General features: G+C 38.2%; 28 protein-coding genes and 2 riboswitches. Of the genes, 21 read left to right on the top strand and 7 right to left on the bottom strand.

Annotated elements, in window-relative coordinates; genetic code table 11:
* Positions 1-2: 2 nt before the first annotated feature.
* Positions 3-662, bottom strand: a complete 660-nt coding sequence (locus FR7_RS14935) for a C40 family peptidase (protein ID WP_007931842.1) — start codon at positions 660-662, stop codon at positions 3-5.
* A gap of 325 nt (positions 663-987) precedes the next feature.
* On the opposite strand from FR7_RS14935, the gene FR7_RS14930 reads away from it, so the two are divergent.
* The 6 genes from FR7_RS14930 (at position 988) to FR7_RS14905 (ending at position 7,060) form a co-directional block, all read left to right on the top strand.
* Positions 988-1,884: a YegS/Rv2252/BmrU family lipid kinase gene (locus FR7_RS14930; protein WP_007931840.1), complete on the top strand. Its 897-nt coding sequence runs from the start codon at positions 988-990 to the stop codon at positions 1,882-1,884.
* 164 nt (positions 1,885-2,048) lie between these two features.
* Positions 2,049-2,151, top strand: a riboswitch (SAM riboswitch).
* A gap of 79 nt (positions 2,152-2,230) precedes the next feature.
* The gene (locus tag FR7_RS14925) at positions 2,231-3,367 is read left to right on the top strand and encodes a trans-sulfuration enzyme family protein (RefSeq protein WP_007931839.1); all 1,137 of its coding nucleotides are present in this window, start codon (positions 2,231-2,233) and stop codon (positions 3,365-3,367) included.
* 242 nt (positions 3,368-3,609) lie between these two features.
* Positions 3,610-3,951 carry a YezD family protein gene (locus tag FR7_RS14920; protein WP_007931830.1) on the top strand — a complete coding sequence of 114 codons (342 nt, stop codon included), beginning with the start codon at positions 3,610-3,612 and terminating at the stop codon, positions 3,949-3,951.
* Positions 3,952-4,188: 237 nt separating this feature from the next.
* The gene (cysK, locus tag FR7_RS14915) at positions 4,189-5,127 is read left to right on the top strand and encodes a cysteine synthase A (RefSeq protein WP_007931829.1); all 939 of its coding nucleotides are present in this window, start codon (positions 4,189-4,191) and stop codon (positions 5,125-5,127) included.
* Between the two features lie 348 nt (positions 5,128-5,475).
* Positions 5,476-6,411: a dipeptidase gene (locus FR7_RS14910; protein ID WP_007931828.1), complete on the top strand. Its 936-nt coding sequence runs from the start codon at positions 5,476-5,478 to the stop codon at positions 6,409-6,411.
* 22 nt (positions 6,412-6,433) lie between these two features.
* Positions 6,434-7,060, top strand: a complete 627-nt coding sequence (locus FR7_RS14905; RefSeq protein ID WP_007931827.1) for a TetR/AcrR family transcriptional regulator — start codon at positions 6,434-6,436, stop codon at positions 7,058-7,060.
* Positions 7,061-7,186: 126 nt separating this feature from the next.
* Here the strand turns inward: FR7_RS14905 and FR7_RS23930 are convergent, their stop codons facing one another.
* Positions 7,187-7,357: a hypothetical protein gene (locus tag FR7_RS23930; RefSeq protein WP_007931826.1), complete on the bottom strand. Its 171-nt coding sequence runs from the start codon at positions 7,355-7,357 to the stop codon at positions 7,187-7,189.
* A gap of 449 nt (positions 7,358-7,806) precedes the next feature.
* Between FR7_RS23930 and FR7_RS14900 the strand changes: the two genes are divergently transcribed.
* Entirely contained in the window at positions 7,807-8,577 is a 771-nt protein-coding gene (locus FR7_RS14900; RefSeq protein ID WP_007931825.1) for a histidinol phosphate phosphatase, read from the top strand.
* 72 nt (positions 8,578-8,649) lie between these two features.
* Here FR7_RS14900 and FR7_RS14895 read toward each other — a convergent pair whose 3' ends face one another.
* The 4 genes from FR7_RS14895 to FR7_RS14880 all read right to left on the bottom strand — a co-directional run bounded on the left by FR7_RS14895 (position 8,650) and on the right by FR7_RS14880 (position 12,052).
* Complete coding sequence (locus FR7_RS14895; RefSeq protein WP_007931824.1) at positions 8,650-9,465, bottom strand: MetQ/NlpA family ABC transporter substrate-binding protein; 816 nt, start codon at positions 9,463-9,465, stop codon at positions 8,650-8,652.
* 19 nt (positions 9,466-9,484) lie between these two features.
* On the bottom strand, positions 9,485-10,303 hold the full coding sequence (locus tag FR7_RS14890) for a MetQ/NlpA family ABC transporter substrate-binding protein (RefSeq protein WP_007931823.1): 819 nt from the start codon (positions 10,301-10,303) through the stop codon (positions 9,485-9,487).
* Positions 10,304-10,371: 68 nt separating this feature from the next.
* On the bottom strand, positions 10,372-11,025 hold the full coding sequence (locus FR7_RS14885) for a methionine ABC transporter permease (RefSeq protein ID WP_007931822.1): 654 nt from the start codon (positions 11,023-11,025) through the stop codon (positions 10,372-10,374).
* The gene (locus FR7_RS14880) at positions 10,994-12,052 is read right to left on the bottom strand and encodes a methionine ABC transporter ATP-binding protein (protein ID WP_007931821.1); all 1,059 of its coding nucleotides are present in this window, start codon (positions 12,050-12,052) and stop codon (positions 10,994-10,996) included. Before FR7_RS14880 ends, FR7_RS14885 begins: the two co-directional genes overlap by 32 nt.
* A gap of 80 nt (positions 12,053-12,132) precedes the next feature.
* Positions 12,133-12,236: riboswitch (SAM riboswitch) on the bottom strand.
* Positions 12,237-12,384: 148 nt separating this feature from the next.
* Between FR7_RS14880 and FR7_RS14875 the strand changes: the two genes are divergently transcribed.
* The 3 genes from FR7_RS14875 to FR7_RS14865 are packed head-to-tail and all read left to right on the top strand — an operon-like array spanning position 12,385 to position 14,485.
* Complete coding sequence (locus tag FR7_RS14875; protein ID WP_007931820.1) at positions 12,385-12,693, top strand: YerC/YecD family TrpR-related protein; 309 nt, start codon at positions 12,385-12,387, stop codon at positions 12,691-12,693.
* Between the two features lie 52 nt (positions 12,694-12,745).
* Positions 12,746-13,942, top strand: coding sequence for an ATP phosphoribosyltransferase regulatory subunit (gene hisZ / locus FR7_RS14870; RefSeq protein ID WP_007931819.1), 1,197 nt, complete (start codon positions 12,746-12,748; stop codon positions 13,940-13,942).
* Positions 13,943-13,957: 15 nt separating this feature from the next.
* Positions 13,958-14,485: an HDIG domain-containing metalloprotein gene (locus FR7_RS14865; protein WP_007931818.1), complete on the top strand. Its 528-nt coding sequence runs from the start codon at positions 13,958-13,960 to the stop codon at positions 14,483-14,485.
* Between the two features lie 6 nt (positions 14,486-14,491).
* Here the strand turns inward: FR7_RS14865 and FR7_RS14860 are convergent, their stop codons facing one another.
* Complete coding sequence (locus FR7_RS14860; RefSeq protein ID WP_007931817.1) at positions 14,492-15,442, bottom strand: D-2-hydroxyacid dehydrogenase; 951 nt, start codon at positions 15,440-15,442, stop codon at positions 14,492-14,494.
* A 208-nt stretch (positions 15,443-15,650) separates the two neighbouring features.
* On the opposite strand from FR7_RS14860, the gene hisG reads away from it, so the two are divergent.
* The 11 genes from hisG to FR7_RS14805 all read left to right on the top strand — a co-directional run bounded on the left by hisG (position 15,651) and on the right by FR7_RS14805 (position 26,232).
* Positions 15,651-16,316 (top strand): ATP phosphoribosyltransferase, encoded by a 666-nt coding sequence (hisG, locus tag FR7_RS14855; protein WP_007931816.1) that lies wholly within the window; start codon positions 15,651-15,653, stop codon positions 16,314-16,316.
* Positions 16,313-17,662 (top strand): histidinol dehydrogenase, encoded by a 1,350-nt coding sequence (hisD, locus tag FR7_RS14850; RefSeq protein ID WP_007931815.1) that lies wholly within the window; start codon positions 16,313-16,315, stop codon positions 17,660-17,662. Before hisG ends, hisD begins: the two co-directional genes overlap by 4 nt.
* Positions 17,652-18,710, top strand: a complete 1,059-nt coding sequence (hisC, locus tag FR7_RS14845; RefSeq protein WP_007931814.1) for a histidinol-phosphate transaminase — start codon at positions 17,652-17,654, stop codon at positions 18,708-18,710. The genes hisD and hisC overlap by 11 nt, the downstream gene beginning before the upstream one ends.
* A gap of 39 nt (positions 18,711-18,749) precedes the next feature.
* A complete protein-coding gene (gene hisB, locus FR7_RS14840; protein ID WP_007931813.1) occupies positions 18,750-19,337 on the top strand; it encodes an imidazoleglycerol-phosphate dehydratase HisB in 588 nt (195 codons plus the stop codon).
* A gap of 11 nt (positions 19,338-19,348) precedes the next feature.
* Positions 19,349-19,957: an imidazole glycerol phosphate synthase subunit HisH gene (gene hisH, locus FR7_RS14835; RefSeq protein ID WP_007931810.1), complete on the top strand. Its 609-nt coding sequence runs from the start codon at positions 19,349-19,351 to the stop codon at positions 19,955-19,957.
* Positions 19,954-20,682: a 1-(5-phosphoribosyl)-5-[(5-phosphoribosylamino)methylideneamino]imidazole-4-carboxamide isomerase gene (gene hisA / locus FR7_RS14830; protein WP_007931808.1), complete on the top strand. Its 729-nt coding sequence runs from the start codon at positions 19,954-19,956 to the stop codon at positions 20,680-20,682. Before hisH ends, hisA begins: the two co-directional genes overlap by 4 nt.
* A gap of 4 nt (positions 20,683-20,686) precedes the next feature.
* On the top strand, positions 20,687-21,445 hold the full coding sequence (hisF, locus tag FR7_RS14825; RefSeq protein WP_007931806.1) for an imidazole glycerol phosphate synthase subunit HisF: 759 nt from the start codon (positions 20,687-20,689) through the stop codon (positions 21,443-21,445).
* On the top strand, positions 21,442-22,098 hold the full coding sequence (hisIE, locus tag FR7_RS14820) for a bifunctional phosphoribosyl-AMP cyclohydrolase/phosphoribosyl-ATP diphosphatase HisIE (protein ID WP_007931805.1): 657 nt from the start codon (positions 21,442-21,444) through the stop codon (positions 22,096-22,098). The genes hisF and hisIE overlap by 4 nt, the downstream gene beginning before the upstream one ends.
* A 186-nt stretch (positions 22,099-22,284) precedes the next feature.
* Positions 22,285-23,022 carry a SagB/ThcOx family dehydrogenase gene (locus FR7_RS14815; protein WP_007931804.1) on the top strand — a complete coding sequence of 246 codons (738 nt, stop codon included), beginning with the start codon at positions 22,285-22,287 and terminating at the stop codon, positions 23,020-23,022.
* A 165-nt stretch (positions 23,023-23,187) separates the two neighbouring features.
* Complete coding sequence (gene dcuS / locus FR7_RS14810) at positions 23,188-24,789, top strand: DcuS/MalK family sensor histidine kinase (protein ID WP_007931803.1); 1,602 nt, start codon at positions 23,188-23,190, stop codon at positions 24,787-24,789.
* A 186-nt stretch (positions 24,790-24,975) separates the two neighbouring features.
* Positions 24,976-26,232: an NAD(P)/FAD-dependent oxidoreductase gene (locus FR7_RS14805; protein WP_007931802.1), complete on the top strand. Its 1,257-nt coding sequence runs from the start codon at positions 24,976-24,978 to the stop codon at positions 26,230-26,232.
* Positions 26,233-26,431 lie beyond the last annotated feature (199 nt).

Below are 26,431 nucleotides of genomic sequence, written 5' to 3'. Positions count from 1 at the left end.
TTTTACTTAATATAACGGCGTGATCCGATATAGTGTTCAGTGTAATAAGCCTCATCTAAAGAACTGATTGTTACTTGTTTGGCCGCAGAACTTGCATGAATGAATTGTTGATTTCCCATATAAAATCCTACATGAGATGCTCCTGGTTTATAGGTGGTGAAAAAGACTAAATCACCTATTTGTAGATTTTCTTTATCTACAGCAGTGCCTTTACTATATTGTTCAGCTGCTGTTCGAGGAAGGGTAATTCCGTTTTTCTTCATAACAAGTTGTGTAAAGCTAGAACAGTCAAGTCCTTTAGTTGGAGATTCTCCGCCAAAAACATAAGGAACGCCCATATAGGTTTTCGCAGTAGCAATAATTGCATCTCCTTTTGAGGAACTAGTTGTTGAATTGCTAGCCGTTTCTTGAAATGGCACCGGCTTAATGTTAACGTTAGGATTTTCAGTTGTATTGTTCTTTCCTAATAAATTTCCTAATAACATGCCAATTAGAACATTAAGAAGATTAAAGGAAGAACTGCTGCTTTTTGAGTTTGAAGAGGATGTTTGTGCGAGTGTATTCAAAGGCGAAGCCGCCATAGCAAGCGTTGTGGGCATAATCAGTGTAAAAGAAAAGGTGAAAAGGATAAGAAGTATAATAGGCATACAATGTTTTTTCATATAATGACCTCCTAGTCCAATGTACGATTTGTTAGAGACGGTTCAGGAGCTAATAATCTCTGAAATTATTAATCAACTGGCAACGTTACTGACTAGAATAATGATACTAGAGAATATGTGTTATGTAAACAGGAAATATCTACAATTGGATTAGGATGAGAGGGATTCGGAGGGTTTTGCAGATGATTATAATTAATAGGCCAGGTCGTTCAAATCATTTAGTTATTGAATAATTCTTATAGACTTTCTGCTGAAAAATGAATTACAATAATAAGATATGAATCCTATTATACATATTCGTGATTGGCAAGGAGGAGGAATCATATTGCGAAAATTTATCCTTGTATATAATCCAATATCAGGTGATGCTAGTTTTAAATTTAAATTGGACAATGTAATCGAGGCTTTTCAAAAAAAAGATTGTATCATAATTCCCCTCCGGGTTAGCAATGATCAAGAGAGCGATGCTTTTATCATGCTGGTAAAAGAAATTGCTGTAGATGGTATTATCGTATCCGGTGGTGATGGTACAATTCATAGTGTAATTAATAATATGCTCAAACAAGAAATAGACTTGCCCCTAGGTATTATTCCAAGTGGTACATCTAACGATTTTGCAGTGTATTTGCAGTTAGATAAAAATATTGATACTTGTGTAGAGACAATTACAAAGGGACAGAGAAAGAGGATTGATGTAGGTAAAGTCAATGATGAATACTTTTTCAATGTTGCTAGTGCTGGATTGATGACATCAGTAGCTCATAATGCAGATAGTATGCTGAAAAACACGTTGGGGAAAATTGCATATTATTTAAAGGGACTTGGAGAATTACCTAATTTTAAAGCATTAAAAATGCGAATTATTACAGAACAGCAAGTCATTGAGGAAGATGTCTTTTTATTTTTAATAATGAATAGTGGTACTGTTGGCGGATTTCCTAATTTAGTACCTCATGCGAAAATTGATGATGGGAAGCTGGACGTACTTATTGTGAAAAAGTGCAACCTGCCTGAATTAATGAGTTTGTTTATTAGTTTTTTAAAAGGCATTCACTGTAATAGTAAATATGTAACTTGTCTACAGGCGGAAACTATTTATATAGAATGTGCTGAAGAAGTAGAAAGCGACTTAGATGGAGAATTGGGTCCCAAATTGCCTCTTAATGTTACGATACTATCCAGAAAAATTGAAGTTTTTTGTTCTAGTCAAGAAAGTATATAGACCCCTTTGTGTCCTTTGCGTCTTTGTGGTTCAATTCGTTTTATATGTTTTATTCGCTGAGTTGATTAACAAAATTAAAACTAAAATCGCTAAAAAGCCTGTAAAAATGTAAATTATGTTGACCATATAGAATACCATATGGTATAATTTTAGAAATGAATAAACTCTTATCGAGAGTGGTCGAGGGACTGGCCCGATGACACCCAGCAACCGGCAGTAATGCAGTGGTGCTAATTCCAGCAGGATGAGAATCCTGACAGATAAGAGGAAGATGGTCTTTAATAAACCTCTTTCCTCGGAAAGGGGTTTATTTAATTTAAAAAAAATAAAGATTCAGGAGGTATTTATGAAATTAGATTCAAAAATTGTGCATATTGGGGTCTGTACAGATGAAAAAACGGGAGCAATAAGCACTCCTGTATATCAATCAGCAACGTTTCGTCATCCCGCTCTTGGTGAGAGCACGGGGTTTGATTATACCCGTAGCCAGAACCCAACAAGAAAAGTATTAGAAGAAGGGATTGCTGCACTGGAAAATGGTGCAGTCGGTTTGGCATTTGCTTCAGGGATGGCTGCAATTACGGCTATATTAATGTTGTATAAGACAGGAGATCACTTGGTGGTTGTAGAAGACTGCTATGGTGGTACATATCGGGTCATTGATAAAATATTTAGTAATTTTGGCTTAACAGTAAGTTTTGTAGATGGCAGTAATATAGAAGAAGTAGCACAGAGTATTACACCTGCTACTAAAGCAATATTGGTAGAAACGCCGACCAATCCGCTAATGAAAATTGTCGATATTCGTGCCATTGTAAAATTAGCCAAAGGAAATGAGATGCATGTTATCGTTGATAATACATTCTTAACACCCTATTTTCAACGTCCTTTAGAGTTGGGAGCTGATGTGGTCATTCACAGTGGCAGTAAATATTTAGCGGGTCATAATGACTTGGTGTGCGGATTAGTCGTTGCTCGGGATGCCGAATTAGGTGCCTCGATACGTTACATCCAAAATTCAACAGGGGGAATTCTCGGACCTAATGATAGTTGGTTATTGATTCGCAGTATGAAAACACTGGCATTGCGAATGGAAAAGCATAATCAAAACTCGCAAATTATTGCCCAATGGCTGACTCGTCATCCAAAAGTTGTTAAAGTATATTACCCAGGATTAGCTGATCATCAAGGTAAAGATATACATGATAGTCAATCATCTGGTTATGGCGGTATGCTGTCTTTTGCAGTAGATCATCCAGAAAGGGTTAAGCAAGTACTGCGTAAAGTGCAAATGATTCGATTTGCCGAAAGCCTTGGTGGCGTGGAATCTCTGATTACTTTACCGGCGGTTCAAACTCATGCTGATGTGCCGATTGAGGTTCGTGAACGTTTGGGAATATCCGACTGCTTATTACGCTTATCAATTGGCATCGAAGATGCCAGTGATATCATTAATGACTTAGAACAAGCATTAGCGGATTAAAATCACTCATTGTTATAGAAAAAAGTACTAGTCATAGAATCATTAAGAGGTGAATAGGGTGATAGAGAGGGAGTTTTCTGCAAAATTATTGCATATCGAAGTGGAAGTAGATGCCTATACGAGAGCGGTGAGTACACCTATTGATCAGCCACAAGAATATAAATAATTGCGATTATCTGTAGGCTTAGAAGATGCAAATGATCTTTTGGCAGATTTAACATCGGCAATGGAGGAGTAAGAGTATGCAAGAAAAAATCTCATTTCCTGCAAAAGCATTAGCAGTAATTGATCAGAGTATACAAAATATTAGTTTTGGTGAGATTGTTTTAATTGTTCAAGACGGACATATTATTCAAATTGAACGTACAGAAAAAATTATTATTTCTAGTCAGAAGAACTTTCAGCAAGGGAAAAAGAATACAGAAGAAATAAACCTTCTTCGTAAAAAAATTTTAGGAGAGTTATCGCATTTACAATATGGTCAACTAGTTGTAAAAATCAAGGATGGTAAAGCGGTACAGATTGAGAAAACAGAAAAACGGCGTTTCCCAGAGGTAGAAGGTGTCTATGGTGATGGTATATAAAAGCAAGTGACATAGGTGAGTTTGACAGGTTAAGACTCGTATTTCAACGCAATTTTACTTTTTAAAATTAAATATTAAGTTGACAAAGCGGAGTATTTATGATTAAATGTACTTATAATATCATTAGTTAGCCGATCAGAAAACTGAAGGCTAAGGAATCGTTCTTTTGTAGGACTTCCTTAGCCTTTTTCTTTTCTGTCAAAAAAATAAAAAATAAAAAAATGGAGGTCGTGTAACATGGCTAAAATTGCAAAACAGTTGACTGATCTTATTGGCAATACGCCGCTGCTGGAACTTACTAAATATAATGGTGAAAAAGGCTTAGCTGCAAAAGTAATTGCTAAATTAGAGTACTTCAATCCGCTCAGCAGTGTAAAAGATCGTATTGGTTACGCTATGATTGCGGATGCAGAAAAGCAAGGATTAATTAATAAAGACACAATAATAATTGAACCTACCAGCGGTAACACTGGTATTGCTTTAGCCTTTGTGGCTGCAGCACGAGGCTATAAATTAGTATTGTGTATGCCAGATACAATGAGTATCGAAAGACGGAATCTATTAAAAGCTTTAGGCGCTGAACTGGTCTTAACTCCTGGGGCAGAAGGTATGAAAGGAGCTATCGGTAAGGCAGAGCAACTGGCTGCAGAAAATAGCAATTCCATTATTTTGCAACAATTTAAAAACCCATCCAATCCGGAAATACATAGACAGACTACTGCTGAAGAAATCTGGAGAGATACAGATGGAGAAGTCGATATCTTTATTTCTGGTGTAGGTACTGGCGGTACGGTCACAGGTGTGGCTGAAGTACTAAAGAAAAAGAAACCAAGTGTTAAAATTGTTGCTGTTGAACCTTTTGATTCGCCTGTTTTATCAGGCGGAAAACCAGGTCCTCATAAAATTCAAGGCATTGGTGCTGGATTTGTTCCTGCTGTAATTAACCTTGATGTTGTAGATGAAATTTTTGGTGTTCATAATGAAGATGCTTTTACGACTTCCAGGGAACTTGCTAAAACAGAAGGCTTGTTGGTTGGGATTTCAAGTGGTGCAGCAGTTTATGCAGCTGTTCAGATCGCAGCACGTCCTGAGAATAAAGGGAAAAATATTGTTGTCTTATTACCTGATTCAGGAGAGCGCTATTTATCTACAGCACTTTTCCAACAAGAGTCTTAAGGTATAGCTTTGATAGAGCCATTTAGCTCGCTAGTCATTTAAAAAAGAGTGAGAAATACCACAGTTCATGTTAAGTATCCCAATTTCTGTATGATCATTCATTGGGATACTTTGATATGAGTTGTGGTATTTTGTATTGCGCGGAAATTAGAATTCCAAGGGAAAAAACGTGAAATGGGAGAATTTTCAGGAAATGTGCATAAATATAATTCCTCGTCATTGTCAGGTACCATTTGGAATGGTATAATGAATTAAATTAAAAGTAGCTCTGCCTTACGTACAGCAGAGCTTTGTTTAAGTTAGTGCTTTGACCATCATTTGGGTATATGTAGGAAAGGTGAATGTAATATGCAAATTATTGATTTACATTGTGATACAATACTGCACTTAATGGATCAACCGCATTTGAATTTATATCATAATAACCTAAGCGTAGATATAGAAAAATTGCAGGCTGGTAATGCTTTGGCACAATTCTTTGCATTGTATATTGATTTAGCAGAACAACAAAATCCATTACAATATTGTTTAAGTATGGTTGATATTTTCCATCGGGAAATGAAGATTCAGCAGCCGTATATTGCCCTAGCGCTGAATTATCAGGATCTACTTTCTAACCAGCAAGCTGGAAAAATATCTGCCTTTCTTACGATTGAAGAGGGGGGAGCTTTACAAGGGCGCTTGGAGAATCTGCGGAATTTTTATCGGTTGGGTGTGCGGCTGCTGACATTGACCTGGAATTATCCTAATGAGATTGGTTATCCCAATATTGAAGAACAGTATGGGGAGCAGGGCTTAACAGATTTTGGCAAAGAAGTAGTTGTCCAAATGAATCAGCTAGGTATGATTATTGATGTCTCTCATCTTTCTGATCAAGGCTTTTATGATGTTGCTGCCTTGTCAAACAAACCTTTTGTTGCTTCCCATTCTAATGCTCGTGCAATCAGGGGGCATCGGCGTAATTTGACAGATGATATGATTACTCTGCTGGCGCAAAAAGGGGGAATTATGGGAATCAATTTTTCAGGGAACTTTTTGGCTGGATCAAATTGGAGCAGAGTGGATGATATGGTACGCCATATTAAACATATTGTGAAGATTGGCGGTATTGATATAGTGGCTTTAGGAACGGATTTCGACGGTATTGAATACCAGTTGGAAATCTCTCATCTTGGCAATATTGATAAATTAATAAAGGCACTTGTTTGTAATGGGTTTACCACAGGCGATATCGAAAAAATTTGTTATAAGAATGCAATTAGTATTATTAAAGAATGTTTATGAAATTCGTACTTTGGAGGCAGAAATGAAGCATATTCGTGAAAATATTGGTTTCCATGATTCACAAAATAAACGACAGCAGATACTTGAGGCAGCTTATGCTGTATTTTCCAGCAAAGGTTATCATAGAGCTACAGTAGATGAAATTATTGCTTTAGCCGATACTGGTAAAGGTACAGTATATAATTATTTCGTTAATAAAGAACAGCTTTTTTATACGCTGATTAAGGAATGCAGTATGCCTTTTCAAGTCATTATTGAAGGTATTGTTAATTCTTCTGAGCCTCCTTTAGAAAAAGTAGAAACAATAATTAAAGCATTTCTGGAATTTTATGCAAAGCATGCTAACTTATGGCGTGTTATGATGCATGAAGTGCGTGGATTTGGTGCTGCCGGATCATCAAATTTTACCCAAGAGCAATTAGATAAATATCAAGCCTGTTTTTGTGAGACGATTGGTATGATTGAAAAAGTATTATTAGAAGCCCAAAGTAAAGGATTTATTCGTGAAAGCTGTGACGCTACTCGGGCTGCTCATGGTTTATTTAGTGTTATCGTTACCTTTGTATTTCGCGATTTTGTGGATGAAAATATTGGTGAAACGGCGCATACCATTGCGGAACTCTTTTTGTATGGCGCAGCTGAACGGTAAAAAATTTGGAAATAATTGACTGAACAGTCAAAGAGTCTAAGGCAGTTATGGTAGAATAAAAATAAGGACTTGACCCGCAGGGGCAAGTCCTTATTTTATATGATTTTTGCTGCGGCACTTAAAGCTTTAATTAAGTTGTTTGGTTATGAAAAACACAACCGCTAATAAAGGGAAAATAACCAGCAGCAACGGATTTCCGCTTTGGACTAAGAGAAATAATAAGCTAGCAGCTAATAAAGGAATAACTACCCAAATACAGAAGGCGGAAAAGAGATCGCTGATCCTTTCTCTGGCCATAGTGAAAACCTCCTGCTGTGGTATTATCCGTACAATATTTATTGTACTATTCAATGTGACAAGCACATTGGCTGATGTTATACATATGAAATTATGGATTCCATTACCTTGTACATTGGAATCATCTCCCTAGCATCTAACATTGGCAGATCTTCTTCATTGTTCAATGGAATCACCCCCTATATTAATATCATACAGTCACGTTAAAAAGGAGCGTATTTATTAAGCTTGTCTTAAGTATAATACAAAGAAAAACATTCTTCAAGAGTTTCGAATGTATATATGACAAATATTTTAATAGTATATAAAAATACAATGAGATACAATGTGGATTAATTTTTCAAAAATTTATGGATAAATAGTAAAAAGGTTCTAAGCAGGATTTTTTTTATTTTTGTATAAAATAAGAAAATGAGATAAAATTGATGTAAAAATCCAGGAGGTAAAAAATGTTATTTGATAGTCATATGCACACCTGTTTCTCTACAGATTCAAAAATGAAAATGACTGATGCTGTAGCAAGGGCAGAGGAATTAAATATAGGAATTATTATTACGGAACATATGGATATTGCATATCCTGAACCGATGGCGTTTATTTTTGATGTAGAAAAATATTTTTCCCAGTATGCTGCGTATCGTAATGAAAAAGTTCTGCTAGGCATAGAAATAGGTATGCGTTCGGATTGTTTAGAAGAAAATTGTCGATTAGTGGAAAAGTATCCTTTTGACTATGTGATTGGGTCGGTACATGTAATTGATAATATTGATCTATATACTCCAGAATTTTATCAAGGAAGAAGTAAACAAGAAGCATATGAACATTATTTTAATGCCATGAAACAATGTGTGACCTGTTATGATGGTATCCATAGTTTAGGACATATTGATTATATTGCCAGATATGCACGTTTTGCAGATCCAGAAATCTACTATAATGAATTTAGCGATTGTATTGATGAGATTCTAACGGTCTTAGCCCAGAAAGAAAAAGCCCTGGAGATTAATACTAGACGCTTGGGGAATAAAGCAGCAGTAGAGACGATAATGCCGATCTATAAGCGCTTTAATGAACTGGGAGGACGTATTGTAACAATTGGGTCCGATGCTCACCACGTCAATGATGTTGGCAGAGATCTACAGGCAGGGTTAGAAATTGCGGAACGCTCCAATTTGAATGTTGTATACTTCAAAGAGGGGAAGCCTCAGTTTCAGAAATAAACGAATGGGCAGCTTCCTCCAATTGCCAGATGGTAAAAGTATCCCCTCCATATACTCATGGAGGGGATACTTTTACCAAGCTGTTATTACGGTACCTTGAAAATGTTCAGCCACAAAGGTTTTAACCTCCTGTGACTGATAGGCTGTAATGATTTTTTTCAGGTCATTATGATTGACATCTTTAGTACCAGCGACTAAAAGATTTATATATGGTGAATATATATCTTCTAATAGTAGTGCATCTCTGGTTGGCAGCAAGTCAATTTCCGCAGCATAATTGGCATTGATAAGGACAATATCTACCTTATCGATCGCCGAAGTGATCTGTGTGGCATCCATTTGTATAAAACTAAGATTCTTAGGATTCTCTACAATATCATCAAGGGTTCTTAGAGAATCTGTTGTTTTTCTGCAGACAATAAGACCAGCTTTTTCCAATAGCAGCAGGGCTCGACTGCCATTCCATAAATCCTGGGGAATAGCAGCTTTACTGCCTGTTTGCAATGCGCTAAGATTATGAATTTTTTTAGCATAGATCCCCATCGGGAATAGAAACGTTTTAGCAATCGGAGCAATCGCATAGTTGTGATCATCAAGAACTCTATCAAGATAAGGTTGATTCTGAAAACTATTAAGACTTATTTCTCCGCGGTGTAAAGACCCATTGAGCTTGCTATAATCAGTAAATACAACAATTTGCAGATCAATACCATCTTTTGCGACGATCGTTTTAACTAGGTTCATAATTGCAAAATGGGGACCGGCTGAAACCCCTACTTTTATTGGTCTGTATACACGACTCATATGTAATGAACTATGCCATGACAGCAATGCCGCGATACTTGCCAGTATAAGAAAAGTAGTAACGATTTGCAGCCGCTTCCCCATAAAGATCCCTCCAGAATGATTAGAATGCTGGTATTACAGCACCTTGATATTTTTCATTAATGAATTTTTTAACTTCGTCAGATGTTAGAGCTTTAGTTAATTTCTGAATTTCAGGGCGATTTTCGTCACCTTTACGTACGGTCAAGATATTCGCATAGGGAGAATCTTTTGGTTCGAGGAAGAGAGCATCTTTAGTTGGTACCAATTTAGCTTCCAGTGCATAGTTGGTATTGATGACAGCAATGGTCACATCTTCAAGTACACGAGGAAGTTGAGGAGCCTCTAATTCACTAATTTGAATGTTTTTAGAATTGGTTACAATATCACTTACAGTAGCGCTAACGCCTACGCCGTCTTTTAATTTAATAAGTCCTGCTTTTTCTAAGATCGCTAGAGCACGACCGCCATTTGTAGGATCATTAGGGATAGCTACTTTAGCACCAGTTGCCAATTCATTCAAATTTTTAATTTTCTTTGAATAAATTCCCATTGGCTCAATGTGAACGGCAGCAGTATAGGTTAATGCCAAATTACGTTCTGTCGAGAATTTATTTAAGTAAGGAATATGCTGGAAGAAGTTTGCATCCAATTCCTTTTCGGCTACTGCAATATTTGGTTTTACATAATCCGTAAACTCAACAATCTGTAAGTCGATTCCCTCTTTAGCTAAGATTGGTTTTACTACATTTAAAATTTCCGAATGAGGAACAGGAGTAGCACCAACTTTTAATACAGTAGTTTTAGCAGCAGGAGCAGCAGGAGCTTCTTTTTGACCGCAACCGCTTACTAATAGTCCTAGACTAAGAATTCCAATAAGAACAAGAAATAGCTTTTTCATAATAATAACCCTCCTAAGTTTATTTGGTGTTTTTTATAGAAAGCCCAAATCAGTAAATTAGGCTGCTTCTATTTCTTGTTGAGACGATTCGATATATAGTCACCAGTGGATTGAACAATTTGTACTTGAGCAATTAAAATAACCACCGTAATTAACATGATATCGGCACGAAAGCGCTGGTAACCATAACGAATTGCTAAATCACCTAAACCACCGCCGCCAATTGCTCCTGCCATTGCTGAGTAGCCAATCAGACTAATAATAGTGAGGGTGAGTCCTAAAACAATCGCAGGTAAGGACTCAGGAATGAGAACCTTTGTAATGATTTCTCTTGGGGATGCTCCCATAGCTTGGGCAGCTTCGATTACGCCGTAGTCCACTTCTTTAAGGGCTGATTCTACGATACGAGCCACAAAAGGAATGGCAGCAATACTTAATGGTACAATGGCGGCATTCGTTCCAATGGATGTACCTACCAGTAACCTGGTTACCGGTATAATTGCCACCATTAGAATAATGAATGGTGTAGAGCGGGTTGCGTTTACAATAGCACCTAAGATTCGATTGAGAGGCGTATTCTCTAAAATATGTCCTTTGTTAGTAGTAACTAGTATAATGCCCAGGGGTATGCCTAATAGCGCAGAAATAAAACTAGACACAGCAACCATATACGTGGTTTCCCATAAGGACTTAGCCAACAGCACGAGCATTTCTTGCGACATAGCCAATCACCTCAATTCCTAATTCACGTGTTTTTAAATAACTAAGGGCTTGCTGCAAAGAGGCTTGCTCGCCCGACAATTCTACAATTAATGTACCGAAAGGTATGGTTTGAATATGATCAATATTTCCGTACAAAATACTAGCATCAATAGCAAAGCGGCGAATCATGCTGGATATAACCGGCTCTTCTGTAGAATGTCCAATAAAAGACAAGCGCAATATTAAATTACTGTCAGCAGATGGTTCCGATGCCAGAGTAATCTCTTTAAAAAAGTCAGGCAGGTTATGATTAATAATAGAACTAATAAATTCCTTTGTGGTATTGGATTGCGGCTGGGTAAAAATATCAATGACCTTACCTTGCTCAATGATCTTACCACCCTCAATTACAGCGACTTGGTTACAAATCTCTTTAATGACCTGCATTTCATGGGTAATAAGGACGATGGTAAGTTGGAATTTACGATTAATATCTTTTAAGAGCTCTAAAATCGATTTTGTGGTTTGCGGGTCGAGAGCTGAAGTCGCTTCATCGCATAATAATACTTTAGGATGGTTAGCCAAAGCTCTTGCAATGCCCACTCGCTGTTTTTGTCCGCCACTTAATTGTGCCGGATATTGATCTTTTTTATCACTTAACCCTACCAATTCTAATAGATGCAATACTTCTTTATCAATTTCTTCTTTACTGCGTTTCGCCAATTCCAAGGGAAAGGCAATGTTTTGGTATACAGTACGTGAAGATAATAGATTGAAATGTTGAAAGATCATGCCAATCTTTTTACGTTGTTCTCGGAGTTCTTGCTCGTTTAATGAAGTTAATTCTTGACCATCTACTGTAACAATACCTTTAGTAGGGCTTTCTAGCATATTGATGCAGCGAACCAATGTGCTTTTTCCTGCACCACTGGTTCCAATTATGCCGAAAATTTCTCCTTGTTTCACTGATAAATTAACGCCTCGTAAGGCATGAATGGTACCGTTGTCGCTTTGATAGACTTTTTCTATATCCTGCAGTTTAATCAATGGAATAGCTCCCTTCCTGTTCTTGCTGAAATAACAAAAAAACCGCTTCATAAATGAAGCGTATTATCGAACTGAATCGCGCTTCATCTACCAGGAATTAATCCTGTGGAGTTGGCACCGTTTCACAAAGTGAATGGTTGCCGCAGCTTCATTGGGCCATTCCCTCAACTGCTCTTGATGAAAGATATTAACTTGCTAATGAATATATTAGCAGTTCTATAAAATAGTGTCAAGAAAAAAATGACTTTGCAAATGGGAAATCATAATGATATAATTTCACTAAGTAAAGCTTAAAAGTAATAAAGGATTTAATAGAATGGGGGAAAAGAAAAATGCCTACAAATCCCAAATTGAAAGATGACCTAACAGATCAGTTATTTCGTTCTATTTTATTGTTAGAAAATCAAGAAGAATGTTATCAATTTTTTGAAGATATTTGTACCGTAAGTGAATTGAAATCTCTTGCCCAACGCATGGAAGTAGCTCGTATGTTAAGAGCTGGTCATACGTATGATGACATTGTAGACAAAACAGGGGCTAGTACTGCAACAATTAGTCGGGTAAAGCGTTGTTTACATTATGGTGCTGACGGGTATAAGTTTATGTTAGAAAGACTCGAAGGTCAAGAAGATCACAAATAAAAGAGCAGCATACAAAGTACTGCTAAGAGAACATTAAATTACTGGGATAGGGGTGTTTCTATTTATGAAGCAACATGAATTTGTTCCTCAGGTTCCATATGGAACAAGAGATTTCTTACCGAGAGAGGCTAGTCAGAAACGTGCTGTGGAAGGGGCTTTGGCTCAGTTATTTGCAAATTGGGGATATGATGAAGTTGTTACTCCCACAATTGAATATTTGGAAACGATGACTGTTGGAGTAGGCAACGACTTAGATCAGCATATGTTTAAATTCTTTGATAAAAATAATCGTATATTGGCACTTCGCCCAGATATGACAACTCCTATGGCCCGTGTGGCAGCTACCCGATTTAAAGGTAGTCCAAGCCCAATGAAACTATTTTATATAACGAATGTCTTTCGCTATGAACAAGCTCAAGCAGGGAGGCAATGTGAATTTTATCAGGCCGGAGTGGAAATTATGGGTGCATCAGAGCCGGCAGCTGACGCGGAGGTCATTGCTTTAGCAGTGGAATCGATGTTGAAATCTGGTTTGCAGAAATTTCAAATTGGTTTAGGGCAAGTTGATTTTATTAATGGAATTATGGAGCAGAGTGAACTTTCTCTTGTGCAGCGGCAGCAGATTAAACATGCGATGGTAACGCGAGATTTAGTGGGATTAGGTGAAATACTCGTTAAGAGCGGTCTTAGCCAAAGTGATCAGACTTTACTGAAACATATTCCATTACTTCATGGCAGAGAAGATATGCTCAAACAAGCCTATAGCATGGTAACAAATGATAAAAGTCGCAGAGCCTTAGATAACTTAGCCAATATTTATCACCTATTAGAGAACTATGGTGTTTCCAAATATGTTGACTTTGATTTAGGAATCATTCGTGATTTTGAGTATTATACAGGGATGGTATTTGAAGGGTATACGGCAGGACTTGGATTTCCGATCTGTGGTGGTGGGCGGTACGATACTATGTTAAATTCATTTGGTATGAATTGTGGGGCTACTGGCTTTGCCTTAGGTATTGAACGAGTACTATTAGCATTAGAGCGTCAGGGGATTGACGGTACTCAAAATTGTAAAGGTGTTTATATTGGATGGAATAAAGAAAACCTGGTGAAAGCAATAAAACAGGCTGATACTTTGCGTGATTCAGGGTGCAGCGTAGAATTAGCCGTTATTCCGGAATCTTCTGCACAAGCAAAAGAGAGTCAGAAACGTAAAGGCTATGCAAAGCTGGTGTACGTAGAATAATGGGTGGTTCAATAGATGTTACATAGAATAAAGCAGGTGTTTGCTGCACTTACCGCTTCGATTACACCAAAAGATAGAGACTTTATTGAGCAGCATTTAAACTTGAAAGCACAAAGTTTGTTTTGGGCGATGAATGTGCCAGATCAGCGGCATGTTCTGAATGTGGCATATACAGCACTGCGCTTAGCAGATCATCATTCAAATGTAAATATTAATCTATTGGTGAAATGCGCCTTACTTCATGATGTAGGAAAAGTGAAAGGCGATGTTAGTACAGTTGATAAAATCATAACTGTTATAGGAGATTGTTTTTTCCCAAATCAATTAAGAAAATGGGGAAAGCAGGGGCGAGGAAGTAAGGTCGCAAATCTTCGCCATGCGTTTTATATTTATTTTCATCATGCGGCTATTAGTGCTGGTATGTTGAGGGAAATTGGTGAGAGTCCTGAGATGATTGATATAATCGCTAACCATCATAAAACTCCAGCAGAAAATGATCCACTGGAGTTAACGCTGCTTAGAGAGTCTGACAATATGCATTGAAAAAGGTCAATATCCTTTTATCTTGTCAATGATATTTAACATTTCTTTGTTTTGCTGAAATCTGGACAGGTTATCGGCGAAAAGCTTCACAGCCCTGTCCAGGTAGCTTGGTGATAGGGCTGCTACATGAGGGGTAATGATTACATTTTGCATATCCCATAGAGGGGAAGAATCAGAAAGAGGCTCTTCATCAAAAACGTCTAGACATGCACCTTTTATCAAGCCTTGCTCTAAAGCGGTTATCAAATCATCTTGTTTAATGATACCGCCTCGGGCAATGTTGATGAAATAAGCAGATGGTTTCATAACGGAAAACTCGTTTATCGTAAATAAATGTTTCGTTTCATTTAATAAAGGCAGGGCTGTGACTACAAAATCTGAAAGTGAAAGCAGTTCATGGAGTTTTTCAGGAGGATAGAGCTCATCAACGAATAACTCTTTTGTCATGGTTTGTTTGCTGGCGACAACTTTCATTCCCAGACCTTTGGCCTTTTTAGCAATTTCTCGTCCGATACTGCCAAGACCTACGATACCGATGGTTTTGTCATGAATTTCTTCAACGATTGTCCGCTTCCATTGGTGCTTTGCTTGCTGCCGAATAAATACATCCAATCCTCTCGTAAAAACGAGCATCATAGCAAAAACATGTTCTGAAACCGGAATGCCATGAATACCTCTTGAATTGGTTATTATCGTGTTGGCATTTTGAATTTCAGGAAAGATCAAACCTTCAACTCCTGCGCTTAGGCTATGTATCCATGTTAATTTAGGGGCAGCAAGGTAGAGGGGACGGACATCCATGGACCCCCAAGGAACTAAAATATCAATGTCTCGAATGTGCTCTGCAGCTTTTTCATAATCACATGTTATGATGTTGCTGTTAGGAGCACTACTTTGAATTATTTTCATATGACGGTCTGCTAAGTTGTTGATTACAAGAATATTTAAGTTGGGCATAAGATGACACCCCTTTATGTATATTTTAAAACTGAATCTTAGGGTCTATAACTTACTGGTTCAAAATAAAAGTTTTACTATTCTTATGAGAGATGATTCTACATATGCATCTAAAAATCCTACATTTATATTGACGAATATTTTAACAAATGATAATATAGCACTATGTTAATGCTTTAAACAACTAAAGTAATTTAGGAGGATCTTCATGACATCAAGTGACATGGATTATCTTACGATCGCTTTGCCAAAGGGAAAACTATTTGCACCTTCGGCCGAAATGTTAGCAAAAGTAGGATGTACAGCAGAAGACCTGAGTGAAAACTCACGTAAATTAGTAATCACCAATGAAAAAGAAAAATTGCATTTTATTATCACGAAAACAGCAGATTTGCCAACGTATATTGAATATGGTGCAGCCGATATTGGAATTATCGGCAAGGATGTATTATTGGAAGAAGAGAAAGATCTTTATGAGTTATTAGATTTAAGATTTGGTTTGTGCCGAATGATGGTGGCGGTGCCAGAAGCTTTGAAACGAGAAAAATTAAGTGATTATGCGCATATGCGAGTAGCTACTAAATATCCTCGCATAGCAGAAAGCTTTTTTCATAGTATGGGCATTCAGATGGAATTTATTAAATTAAATGGTTCTATCGAATTGGCGCCTATGGTCGGTTTAGCAGAAATTATTGTAGATTTGGTAGAGACGGGACGTACACTAAAAGCGAATAATTTATTGGAGGTTGCGACCATCCAGCCTGTTACGGCTCGCTTTATTGCGAATCGGGTAAGTTTTAAACTGAAGTTTGATCGTATTAATAGAATTACTGAAGAATTAAGAACCCTGCTGGAAGGTGTGGTGATTCCATGAAAATTGTATATGCAGAAGATAGTACGCTAGAGGAATTAAGCGAGCTATTAATAAAGCCGCCTTTTGATCAGGTGATATTAGGAGAAGGTGCGAAGAGTCATATTAAGAAGGTATTCGGCAGTGAATTAACAGCTTCTCAGGTAGTTGATAAAATTATTCATGATGTACGCCTGAAAGGTGATGAAGCAGTACTTCAATATACCCAGGTAATTGATGGCATAAATTTAAGTGAAGAAACATTAGAAGTTACAGAAGCGGAATTTCAAGAGGCTTTGGCAAAGGTCGATGAGCAGATATTGGCTGCGATACGACAGGCCATTGGCAATGTTAGATCTTTCCATACAGAGCAGCTGCCTAAAACCTGGCTTACCTATCGAGAGCATGGAGCGATGCTGGGACAAAGTTGTATCCCTTTAGAAAGAGTAGGAATGTACGTGCCTGGGGGTACTGCTATTTATCCATCCTCTGTTATTATGAACGCAGTTCCTGCCGCTGTTGCTGGTGTAAAAGAAATTATTATGGTAGTTCCGCCTAGCAAGGATGGCAGCGTTAATCCCAGTATTTTAGCGGCAGCCCGGGAATCGGGTGTGACCAGAGTATTTAAAGCGGGAGGAGCGCAAGCTATTGCTGCCCTAGCCTTTGGTACCAAGCTGATTCCTAAGGTTGATAAAATCACAGGACCTGGTAATATCTTTGTCACTTTAGCTAAAAAGGCGGTGTATGGACATTGTGATATTGATATGTTAGCGGGACCAAGCGAGATTTTAATTGTTGCGGATGAAACCGCAGACCCTTCCTATATTGCTGCTGATATGCTCAGTCAGGCTGAGCATGATGTACTGGCGTCCAGTATTTTAATTACGGATAGCAGGAACCTTGCGAGTAGAGTGGAAATAGAACTTCAGTGCCAGTTGGCTAAGCTGCCTCGCAGGGAAATTGCTGAAGCATCACTGCAGAAAAATGGATTGATGATTATAACGCAAAACAGTATGCAGGCAATCGAATTGGCTAATATATCAGCACCAGAACATTTAGAGATCATAACCGAGCAGCCTTTTGCCTTGCTGCCTTATGTAAAAAATGCAGGCGCTGTATTTTTAGGACCTTATTCGCCAGAACCATTGGGGGATTACTTGGCTGGACCCAATCATGTATTGCCAACCGGGGGAACAGCTCGTTTTTATTCCGTGTTAAATGTAGAAACCTTTATGAAAAGAACAAGTATTATTGCATATAGCCAAAAAGCGCTGCAGGCAGTAGCCAGTCAAGTAATTACATTAGCAGAGGCAGAAGGACTACAGGCTCATGCCAATGCGATCAGAGTGAGGGAAAAGAATGATGTTTGATTATCGACCAGGATTAGAAAATATAAAATCCTATTCAGTAGAAGAAAAGGAATGGGATAGTAAGCTTGATGCTAATGAAAGTCCTAATAATTTGCCCCCTTTAGTACATGAAAGAGTTATAAACCAGATCGAATATATGGCATTTAACCGTTACCCCGATATCGGAATGTTAGATTTACGAGCATTGATTGCAGAAGCTTTTGCGACTACGATTCAAAATATCGTAATTGGTAATGGATCAAGTGAGATCTTATTGGCTCTATGCCAAACTTTTGGCGGACCAGGAAGGAGCATTATTTTTCCGACTCCCTCTTTTTCCATGTATGGTATTTATACTCAATTAACGGACAGTCAAGCCGTTCCAGTAACATTAAATGAAGACTTTTCCCTATCACCAGAAAAGGTTGTGGAAGCGGCAGAGCAGTCCAAGGCTAAGTTGATTATTCTATGCAATCCCAATAACCCCACAGGTACAATTATTCCACAAGAGGATATCGAATATATTCTAAGTAAAGTACAGTGTCCTGTTGTCGTTGACGAAGCTTATTATGAATTCTATGGTAAATCAGCTATTAGTCTTATGAAAAAGTACGACCATTTAATTGTAGCAAGAACCTTATCGAAAGCTTATGGCTTAGCGGCAATTCGTGTAGGATATATGTTGTCTAATGCCCAGAGTGTATCTATGGTAAATAAAGTTATGATGCCTTATCACATCAATACCTTATCTTTGATTACTGCCCAAGTGGTATACCAAATGCGAGATGAGTTTATGCCAATCATTGGGCAGATTATTGAGGAACGCAAGCGCTTAGCGGATTCTCTGTCTGCAATAGCAGGTATTACAGTCTATCCTTCAGAGACTAATTTTATTTTAATAAAAACAGAGAAAGCACAAAAGCTGAGCGCTTACTTATCTGAGAAAAATATTGGTATTAGAGATTTTAGTACAGCACCTCTTCTTATCAACTGCATTAGAATTACAGTTGGAACGCCTTTAGAGAATGATAATGTATATAAGGCTATTAAAACATTTATGAATGAGTAATATAAGCTATTTATAAATAATTAAGAAAGAAGGTTCCAAATGATGCGTACTGCGACAATGAAGCGGCAAACCGCTGAAACAAATATCTCAACTACATTAAATATTGATGGAACTGGTAAAAGTGAAATCGCAACAGGGATTGGTTTTTTTGACCATATGTTACTGCTGCTAACCAAACATGGCTTTATGGATTTGCAGCTCATTGCGCAAGGCGATTTGCAGGTAGATGGACATCATACTGTAGAAGATACAGGAATTGTCTTAGGTCAGGCTCTGGCAAAAGCTTTAGGTGATAAAAGTGGTATTAAACGATATGGTACTGCTTTTGTACCTATGGACGAAGCCTTAGCAATGGTGTCTTTAGATATTAGCGGACGCCCCTTCCTCGTTTTTGATGTAGCGATACCTTCGGAAAGAATCGGTGATTTTGACAGTGAATTGACAGAAGAGTTTTTACGGGCTTTATCTGTACATGCGGGATTAACATTACATGTACGTCTATTGTCAGGCAAAAATTCTCACCATATTGTAGAAGCAATATTTAAGGCGTTAGGCAGGGCTCTTGATGAAGCCACGTCTATGGACGAGAGAATTGTTGGAGTGATGTCGAGTAAGGGGATGCTATAGGAGGGGTAACTGTGATTGCTATTATTGATTATGGTATGGGTAATTTATATAGTGTGGAAAAGGCTTTTGTTAAGTTAGGGGCAGAAGTTGTAGTTACCAGCGAGCCTAAGATCGTCGCAGCAGCTGATAAAGTAGTACTGCCAGGCGTCGGTGCCTTTGGTGATTGTATGGAGAATCTTAACGCCTATCACATGATTGATGCCATCCATGAGGTAGTTGCGAAAGGAACACCGTTTCTTTCCATTTGTCTGGGTTTGCAGGTTTTGTTTGAAGGCAGTGAAGAAGACCCGGAAACGAAAGGGCTGGGACTTTTTCCTGGTATGGTACGTAAAATACAGGCTCCTGCTTTAAAAATTCCCCATATGGGGTGGAATAGCCTATCTTTTGCTGCTAAGAGTCCATTGTTTGAGAATATACCTCAAGAATCTTATGTCTATTTTGTTCACAGTTTTCATGCTGTGCCTGAAGATACTAGTTTGATTACGGCAGTGGCAGATTATGGCGGCGCTGTAACGGCCGCTGTTGGTCGGGGAAATATACAGGCTGTGCAATTCCATCCGGAAAAATCAGGTAGTATTGGTTTAGCGATGCTGGCTAACTTTAAGGAGTTGAAATCATGATTCTTTTTCCAGCAATTGATATTCGGGATGGAAAATGTGTTCGGTTGACAGAAGGACGTTTCGACAAAGAAACTATATTCGCTGATAATCCTTTGGATATGGCAATTCGTTGGGTAAATGAAGGTGCTGAATATCTACATTTGGTTGATTTGGATGGTGCCTTAGCAGGTAAGCCTGTAAATTTAAATGTGATTGCTGACATAACCAAAAATGTAAGGATTCCTGTGCAATTAGGTGGCGGTATACGGAATTTAGACACGATTGCACAATTTTTAGAAGTTGGGGTAGCACGGGTTATTTTAGGATCTGTTGCCGTTAAGCAGCCGGATTTAGTCGCAGCAGCATGTGAGAAATATGGTGATCGTATTGTGGTGGGAATTGACGCTCGTGACGGTATCGTTGCTGTAGATGGTTGGGGAATCGCAGGTGGTATTGGGGCGGAAGAATTGGCTGAGAAAATGGCTAAAGTTGGTGTAGCACGAATTATTTATACGGATATTTCTCGTGATGGTACCTTGTCAGGGGTAAACATTTCTGCTACGGCAGCCGTGGCTAAAGCCTCTGGGATTCCAGTCATTGCTTCAGGAGGAGTTCGTGATTTATCTGATATTGAGGCGATAAAAAAGGCAGCGAGTGATGGTATTGAAGGTGTGATTGTCGGCAAGGCCATTTATACAGGTAGTCTGAACCTTGCTGATGCCTTACGTCTGTTGCGGGGAGAGTGAAATCATGTATACAAAAAGGATTATTCCCTGTCTGGATGTGAAGGATGGGAGAGTCGTTAAGGGTACTAATTTTGTAGGACTTAGAGATGCTGGTAACCCGGTGGAATTGGCATCTATCTATGATAAAGAATTTGCAGATGAGTTAATATTTTTAGATATTACAGCTTCTTGTGAACAGAGAGATACCATGGTACAGATGGTAGAGCAAACTGCATCTCAGGTATTTATTCCCTTTACTGTAGGAGGCGGAATTCGAACAGTTGAAGACATTCGCAAAATGTTAAAAGCCGGTGCCGATAAGGTATCTCTCAATACAGCAGCCATCAAAAACCCAGAGTTAATTGCCGAAGGAGCAAAGCGCTTTGGTCGTCAGTGTATTGTTTTGGCTGTTGATGCCAGACAAAGAGGTGAAGAAGAGTGGGAAGTGTATATTAATGGAGGACGCACTCCCACGGGGCTGGACGTGTTAGATTGGGTAAAGCAGGCTACAGCGCTGGGAGCAGGTGAAATTCTCTTGACCAGTATGGATAAGGATGGAACGAAAGATGGTTATGATATTAAACTGACCAGGGCTGTTTCGGAAGCTGTAGGCGTACCTGTCATTGCATCAGGAGGCGCAGGGGAAATGGTGCATTTTTATGATGTGCTTACTGTAGGTAAGGCTGATGCCGTGTTGGCAGCTTCTGTTTTTCACTTTGGACAATTTACTGTTGGTCAGGTAAAACAATATCTAAAATCAAAAGGTGTGGAGGTACGGCTATGATCAATATAGACGTTATTAAATTTGATGATAATGGCTTAATTCCAGCCATTATCCAACAGGAACAAACCGGAATGGTTCTCATGCTGGCTTATATGAATAGGGAATCATTACGAAAGACTATAGAAACAGGAGTTACCTGGTTTTTCAGTCGCAGTCGCCAAAGTTTATGGCAAAAGGGTGAAACTTCTGGACATGTGCAAAAGGTGCAGCAGATATATTATGATTGCGATGGGGATACTCTTTTGATCAAAGTAGAACAAGTCGGGGTTGCATGTCACGAAGGAACATTGTCTTGTTTCAGGCGTACAATAGACCAGCAGAAAGTGGAAGGCGAAACAGCGGTAACGATACCTTCTGTTTATGGACAATCCGTGTCCACTATTTTACATGACTTGTATCATGTAGTGAATGATCGCAAGCGCAATCCTCAAGTTGGTTCTTATACCACGTATCTCTTTGATAAAGGTCAGGATAAAATACTTAAAAAAGTTGGGGAAGAGGCAGCCGAAACCATTATCGCCTCTAAGAATAATAGCAAAGAAGAATTACTATATGAAATGGCAGATCTTTGGTATCATTGCTTAGTGCTTTTAGCGTATCATAATGTAAGTATCAGTGAACTATTGGAAGAGCTGCAAAAAAGAAGAAAATAGTAAAACGGTTAGTTTACCTTGGAGAAATAACACTGTCAATCCTCAATTAGGATGTTGGCAGTTTTATTTATTTTACGAAACTGGAAGCAGGGAGGATTTTTTTAAGAGGTGGTGAAAGAATAATTAAGAGTATATTTAAAAGCGTATCTAAAATAAACTATTCATATAAAAGTTAGAGGTGTGATCATGCTAAAATCCATCGGAAATGAATTTATGGTGCAAACCCGCTATGAGAATATGGAACAGAAAGACCCTGAGAGTATAGTAGCTCAGCCATTTTTGCAAGCGGCTTATGATGAAAAAAACAAGATCATTGATTTACCAATGCCAGAGGAAATTCCACCGATTTCAATTGATTTTATGGCCCTAATTGAACTCAGATCCAGTATACGTGATTATCAGAATGTGCCAATCAGTTTACTGGAACTATCTTATTTATTATGGTGTACTCAGGGTGTTAAGCAAATATTAGGAAATCAGGCTACGTTACGAACCGTTCCATCAGCAGGTGCGCGGCATGCCTTTGAGACGTACTTACTTATTCATAATGTTGAAGGAATCAAGCCAGGTTTATACCGTTTTTTAGCCCTTGAGCATAAATTAATGGAAGTGAATTTGGCAGAACACATTTCCTCGGAAATAACAAAGGCGTGTTTGGGGCAGAAGTTTATTGCTAAGAGTGCAGTAACCTTTCTTTGGGCGGCACAAGCCAGTCGTATGAAATGGCGCTATGGGGAAAGAGGATATCGTTACTTGCATTTAGATGCAGGACATGTTTGTCAGAATTTATATTTATCGGCCCAAGTTGTTGGCTGTGGGACATGTGCTGTTGCTGCCTTTGATGATGGACAACTAAATGCTGTAATCGGACTTGATGGTGAGGAACAATTTATTATATATGTAGCTGCTTTGGGTAAAAGATAGTGGCAGAGCTTATTTGGGTAAAATAATAAGTAGCAAGAAATGTCCAGTGAGAACAAAGTTTTCTCTCTGGATATTTTTTTAGAAATCATTCTGTTGTTCTTGTTTTTTCTACGTTAGATTTCTATAATAGAGATAGCCTGTAGAGAAAAGTAAGGTGGTGTGTTTTTGTTCTTTAATAAAAGTCTAAAGCTGCAAACTAAGATTATGCTGTTAACATTTGCGGTAGTAGCTGCAGCCTTGTTGATTACCAATATATTAATATCCCAGAATATTGAATTTGATGCACAAAAGGGGACTGCCAGGAAAGCTGCGAGTGTAGCTCATCTTATTGTGAAATCACCTCTTGTAATTGAAGGGTTAGCACAAGAAAAAAATATAGACGCTATGCAGACATATGCTAATGAGAGTCGAATTGCAGCTGAAGTTGAATACATTGTGATTTTAGATATGCAGGGGATTCGCAAATCCCATCCTGATTTTGAAAAGATTGGTCAACAATTTGTTGGTGGGGATGAGGCGGATGCGCTGGCAGGCAAAGAATATGTTTCAGTGGCTAAGGGAACATTAGGAGATGCATTACGGGCATTTGTACCTGTTTTTACTCCGGAGGGAAAGCAGGTAGGGGTGGTAGTCGTTGGTGTCTTAATGGATAATATAAAAATATTGGAGAAAGGGACGCAAAAGGCGTTATTTTTAGCAATTATAATTGGTATGATGATTGGTATGATCGGTGCTTATTTATTATCAAAAAATGTAAAAAATATTTTATTTGGTCTTGAGCCAGAGGCGATTGCTAATCGATTAGAAGAGCGAAATGCTATGCTGCAGTCCGTATATGAAGGAATTCTTGCTGTCGACAGTCACGGAGTAATTACGTTGGTTAACGCTGAAACTATTCGCATATTAGGCTTGACAGGCATAGATGATAGTCCGGTAGGTAAATCCATTACAAACTATGTACCAAATACGAATTTACTAGAAGTAATTGAATCTGGTGTGGCGCAAGTAGATCAAGAACAAGATTTCCATGGCTCGCCCGTTATTGCAAACTGCCTCCCTATGATTGTAAATGGAAAAGTGGTGGGGGCTATATCTACTTTTCGGGATAAGACAGAAGTGAAAGATCTTGCAGAGCAGCTTACAGGTGTTCAGGATTATGTAGATGCTCTTAGGGCGCGGGCCCACGAATTTATGAATCAGTTGCATGTTATATTGGGTTTAGTCAAATTGAAAAGTTACTCGCAATTAGCAAATTACATTAATAAAATTGCTTCTGAGCATGAAGAAGAAATTAGTTTCGTAACCAAACGTATCAGGGAACCTCTTCTTGCAGGGTTTATTCTAAGTAAGTTAAGTTTATCAAGGGAAAACAATGTAATTATGCATCTAGCAGAAGAAACCTATGTTCCTAAGCCTTGGAATAATGAAGTGATTCATGAAATGGTAACGATTATTGGTAATTTAGTAGAGAATGCTTTTGACGCAGTAACCGACAGTCCTTATAAGGAAATAGAACTGCATATGTATTATGATAAAGGGATATTGTCAATTCACGTAAGTGACACGGGTGAGGGAATTTCGCCAGAAGTAAGCAGTTCTTTATTTGAGAAAGGCATATCCAGCAAGGAGGGGAACCGGGGATTTGGTCTTCATCTAGTGCAGCGCAGTTTAGAACGTCTTGGAGGAACTATTGATTTTGAAAGTAGACCAGGGGAAGGTACAATATTCATGGTAAATATTCCTTATGAAGTTAAAGAAGGAACATGAATAGATTCTAAAAAACAAATCGTTGTTACAGAACCAGATACTTATTTAAGTTAGTTATTATTTATTAAATATTTATAATGTACAATTATTTTTTACATTACATTACAATACAATTGTTGGTTTTGAGAAAAATTAATGTTTTTATATAAATGGGCATACAAATTAAAATAGTGGAGGTGTATAAATATGCAAAATGAAGCGGTGGTAAATAAGCCGCATGTTGTAATTATTGGTGCTGGTTTCGGAGGAATTCGCACAGCAAGGGCATTAGCAAAACAGGATGTGAAAATTACCCTTATTGATAAGTATAACTATCATTTATTTCAGCCCTTATTATATCAAGTGGCAACGGCTGGTTTGTCAGTGGATGACATAGCCTATCCTGTCCGAGCCATCTTCAGAGAGCAAAAGAATGTGGACTTTCGCTTAGCGGAGGTATCGAATGTAGATTTTGATAATAAAGTAGTGAGCATGAATACAGGGAATATTGCTTATGATTATCTGATAATCGCAGTAGGTGGAATGACAAATTATTTTGGAATGAAATCGATGGAAGCCAATGGCTTTGGTATGAAAACCTTAGATGAATCGGTTACGATTCGTAATCATGTACTACGTATGTTTGAATTGGCTGCTCATGAAAAAGATGCTGATAAGCGTCGAGCCTTACTGACCTTTGTGATTGTAGGCGGCGGTCCTACTGGGGTAGAATCAGCTGGTGCTTTATCTGAACTTATTTATCATGTAATGGTTCGAGAATATCATCATTTGAACTTTAAAGAAGTACGTATTATGTTGGTTGAAGCTTCTGACAAATTATTAGCGACTATGCCAGAAGAGCTGCGGGAGGTTACGGTAGAAACCCTAATCCGCAAACATGTAGAAGTGCGTATGTGTGTTCAGGTTACCGATTATGATGGAGAAAAAATGAGTCTAAAAGGTGGCGAAGTCATTCCAACCCATACCGTCATTTGGGCAGCAGGAGTAAAAGCCAATGGTTTGATGGATACGTTAGAGGTTGAACAAGCCAGTATGCGGCGAGCTGTTGTGAATGATTTCTTACAACTGCCAAATCGTCCCGAAGTGTTTGTGATTGGTGATGCAGCTCATTATGTGCAAGGGGAACGACCCTTGCCTATGATAGCACCTGTAGCGATACAACAGGCTGATATTACAGCAAAAAATATACGAAACTTAATTCGTGGCAGAGAACTTAAAAAGTTCGTGTACAAAGATGTAGGAAATATGGCAACAATTGGCCGTAATGCAGCTGTGGTGCATATGGGAGCATTCAAAACCCATGGATTTATTGCTTGGTCGATATGGTCTTTAGTGCATATTTTGCGTCTTATTGATTTCCGTAATCGGGCAGTTGTCTTTGTAAAATGGATGTGGGATTATCTCGTTTATGAAAGAGTCGTGCGTATCATTACTAGGCAATAAAAAAGCATTCAGAAAATTGCAAGTATACAAATAGAATAGAGTGTATTATAATTAATACAATGTGAGTTATAAGACTTGAACTTTTGCTTAGGGATTGAGGTAAGCATAGGACAAGTCTTTCTGTTTCGATAGGGACAAAAGATATTTTGTAAATTTATCAATAGGATAAGTGTTTTTAAAAAAATGTGATTATGATAGT

The sequence above is a fragment of the Pelosinus fermentans DSM 17108 genome (genome assembly GCF_000271485.2).
Lineage (GTDB): Bacteria > Bacillota > Negativicutes > DSM-13327 > DSM-13327 > Pelosinus > Pelosinus fermentans.
The sequence above is the reverse complement of the archived record's forward strand: the minus strand, read 5'-3'. Positions and strand labels throughout refer to the sequence as shown.

Coding starts and splice junctions, on each gene's coding strand:
- FR7_RS14805 (WP_007931802.1), top strand. CDS start 24,976: ATGCAAAATGAAGCGGTGGTAAATAAGCCGCATGTTGTAATTATTGGT.
- cysK (WP_007931829.1), top strand. CDS start 4,189: ATGGCTAAAATTGCAAAACAGTTGACTGATCTTATTGGCAATACGCCG.
- hisG (WP_007931816.1), top strand. CDS start 15,651: ATGACATCAAGTGACATGGATTATCTTACGATCGCTTTGCCAAAGGGA.
- FR7_RS14925 (WP_007931839.1), top strand. CDS start 2,231: ATGAAATTAGATTCAAAAATTGTGCATATTGGGGTCTGTACAGATGAA.
- FR7_RS14885 (WP_007931822.1), bottom strand. CDS start 11,025: ATGTCGCAAGAAATGCTCGTGCTGTTGGCTAAGTCCTTATGGGAAACC.
- hisF (WP_007931806.1), top strand. CDS start 20,687: ATGTATACAAAAAGGATTATTCCCTGTCTGGATGTGAAGGATGGGAGA.
- FR7_RS14910 (WP_007931828.1), top strand. CDS start 5,476: ATGCAAATTATTGATTTACATTGTGATACAATACTGCACTTAATGGAT.
- hisD (WP_007931815.1), top strand. CDS start 16,313: ATGAAAATTGTATATGCAGAAGATAGTACGCTAGAGGAATTAAGCGAG.
- FR7_RS14905 (WP_007931827.1), top strand. CDS start 6,434: ATGAAGCATATTCGTGAAAATATTGGTTTCCATGATTCACAAAATAAA.
- FR7_RS14860 (WP_007931817.1), bottom strand. CDS start 15,442: ATGCCCAACTTAAATATTCTTGTAATCAACAACTTAGCAGACCGTCAT.
- FR7_RS14875 (WP_007931820.1), top strand. CDS start 12,385: ATGCCTACAAATCCCAAATTGAAAGATGACCTAACAGATCAGTTATTT.
- FR7_RS14920 (WP_007931830.1), top strand. CDS start 3,610: ATGCAAGAAAAAATCTCATTTCCTGCAAAAGCATTAGCAGTAATTGAT.
- FR7_RS14865 (WP_007931818.1), top strand. CDS start 13,958: ATGTTACATAGAATAAAGCAGGTGTTTGCTGCACTTACCGCTTCGATT.
- FR7_RS14815 (WP_007931804.1), top strand. CDS start 22,285: ATGCTAAAATCCATCGGAAATGAATTTATGGTGCAAACCCGCTATGAG.
- FR7_RS23930 (WP_007931826.1), bottom strand. CDS start 7,357: ATGGCCAGAGAAAGGATCAGCGATCTCTTTTCCGCCTTCTGTATTTGG.
- hisB (WP_007931813.1), top strand. CDS start 18,750: ATGATGCGTACTGCGACAATGAAGCGGCAAACCGCTGAAACAAATATC.
- hisIE (WP_007931805.1), top strand. CDS start 21,442: ATGATCAATATAGACGTTATTAAATTTGATGATAATGGCTTAATTCCA.
- hisC (WP_007931814.1), top strand. CDS start 17,652: ATGATGTTTGATTATCGACCAGGATTAGAAAATATAAAATCCTATTCA.
- FR7_RS14890 (WP_007931823.1), bottom strand. CDS start 10,303: ATGAAAAAGCTATTTCTTGTTCTTATTGGAATTCTTAGTCTAGGACTA.
- FR7_RS14900 (WP_007931825.1), top strand. CDS start 7,807: ATGTTATTTGATAGTCATATGCACACCTGTTTCTCTACAGATTCAAAA.
- hisA (WP_007931808.1), top strand. CDS start 19,954: ATGATTCTTTTTCCAGCAATTGATATTCGGGATGGAAAATGTGTTCGG.
- FR7_RS14895 (WP_007931824.1), bottom strand. CDS start 9,465: ATGGGGAAGCGGCTGCAAATCGTTACTACTTTTCTTATACTGGCAAGT.
- FR7_RS14935 (WP_007931842.1), bottom strand. CDS start 662: ATGAAAAAACATTGTATGCCTATTATACTTCTTATCCTTTTCACCTTT.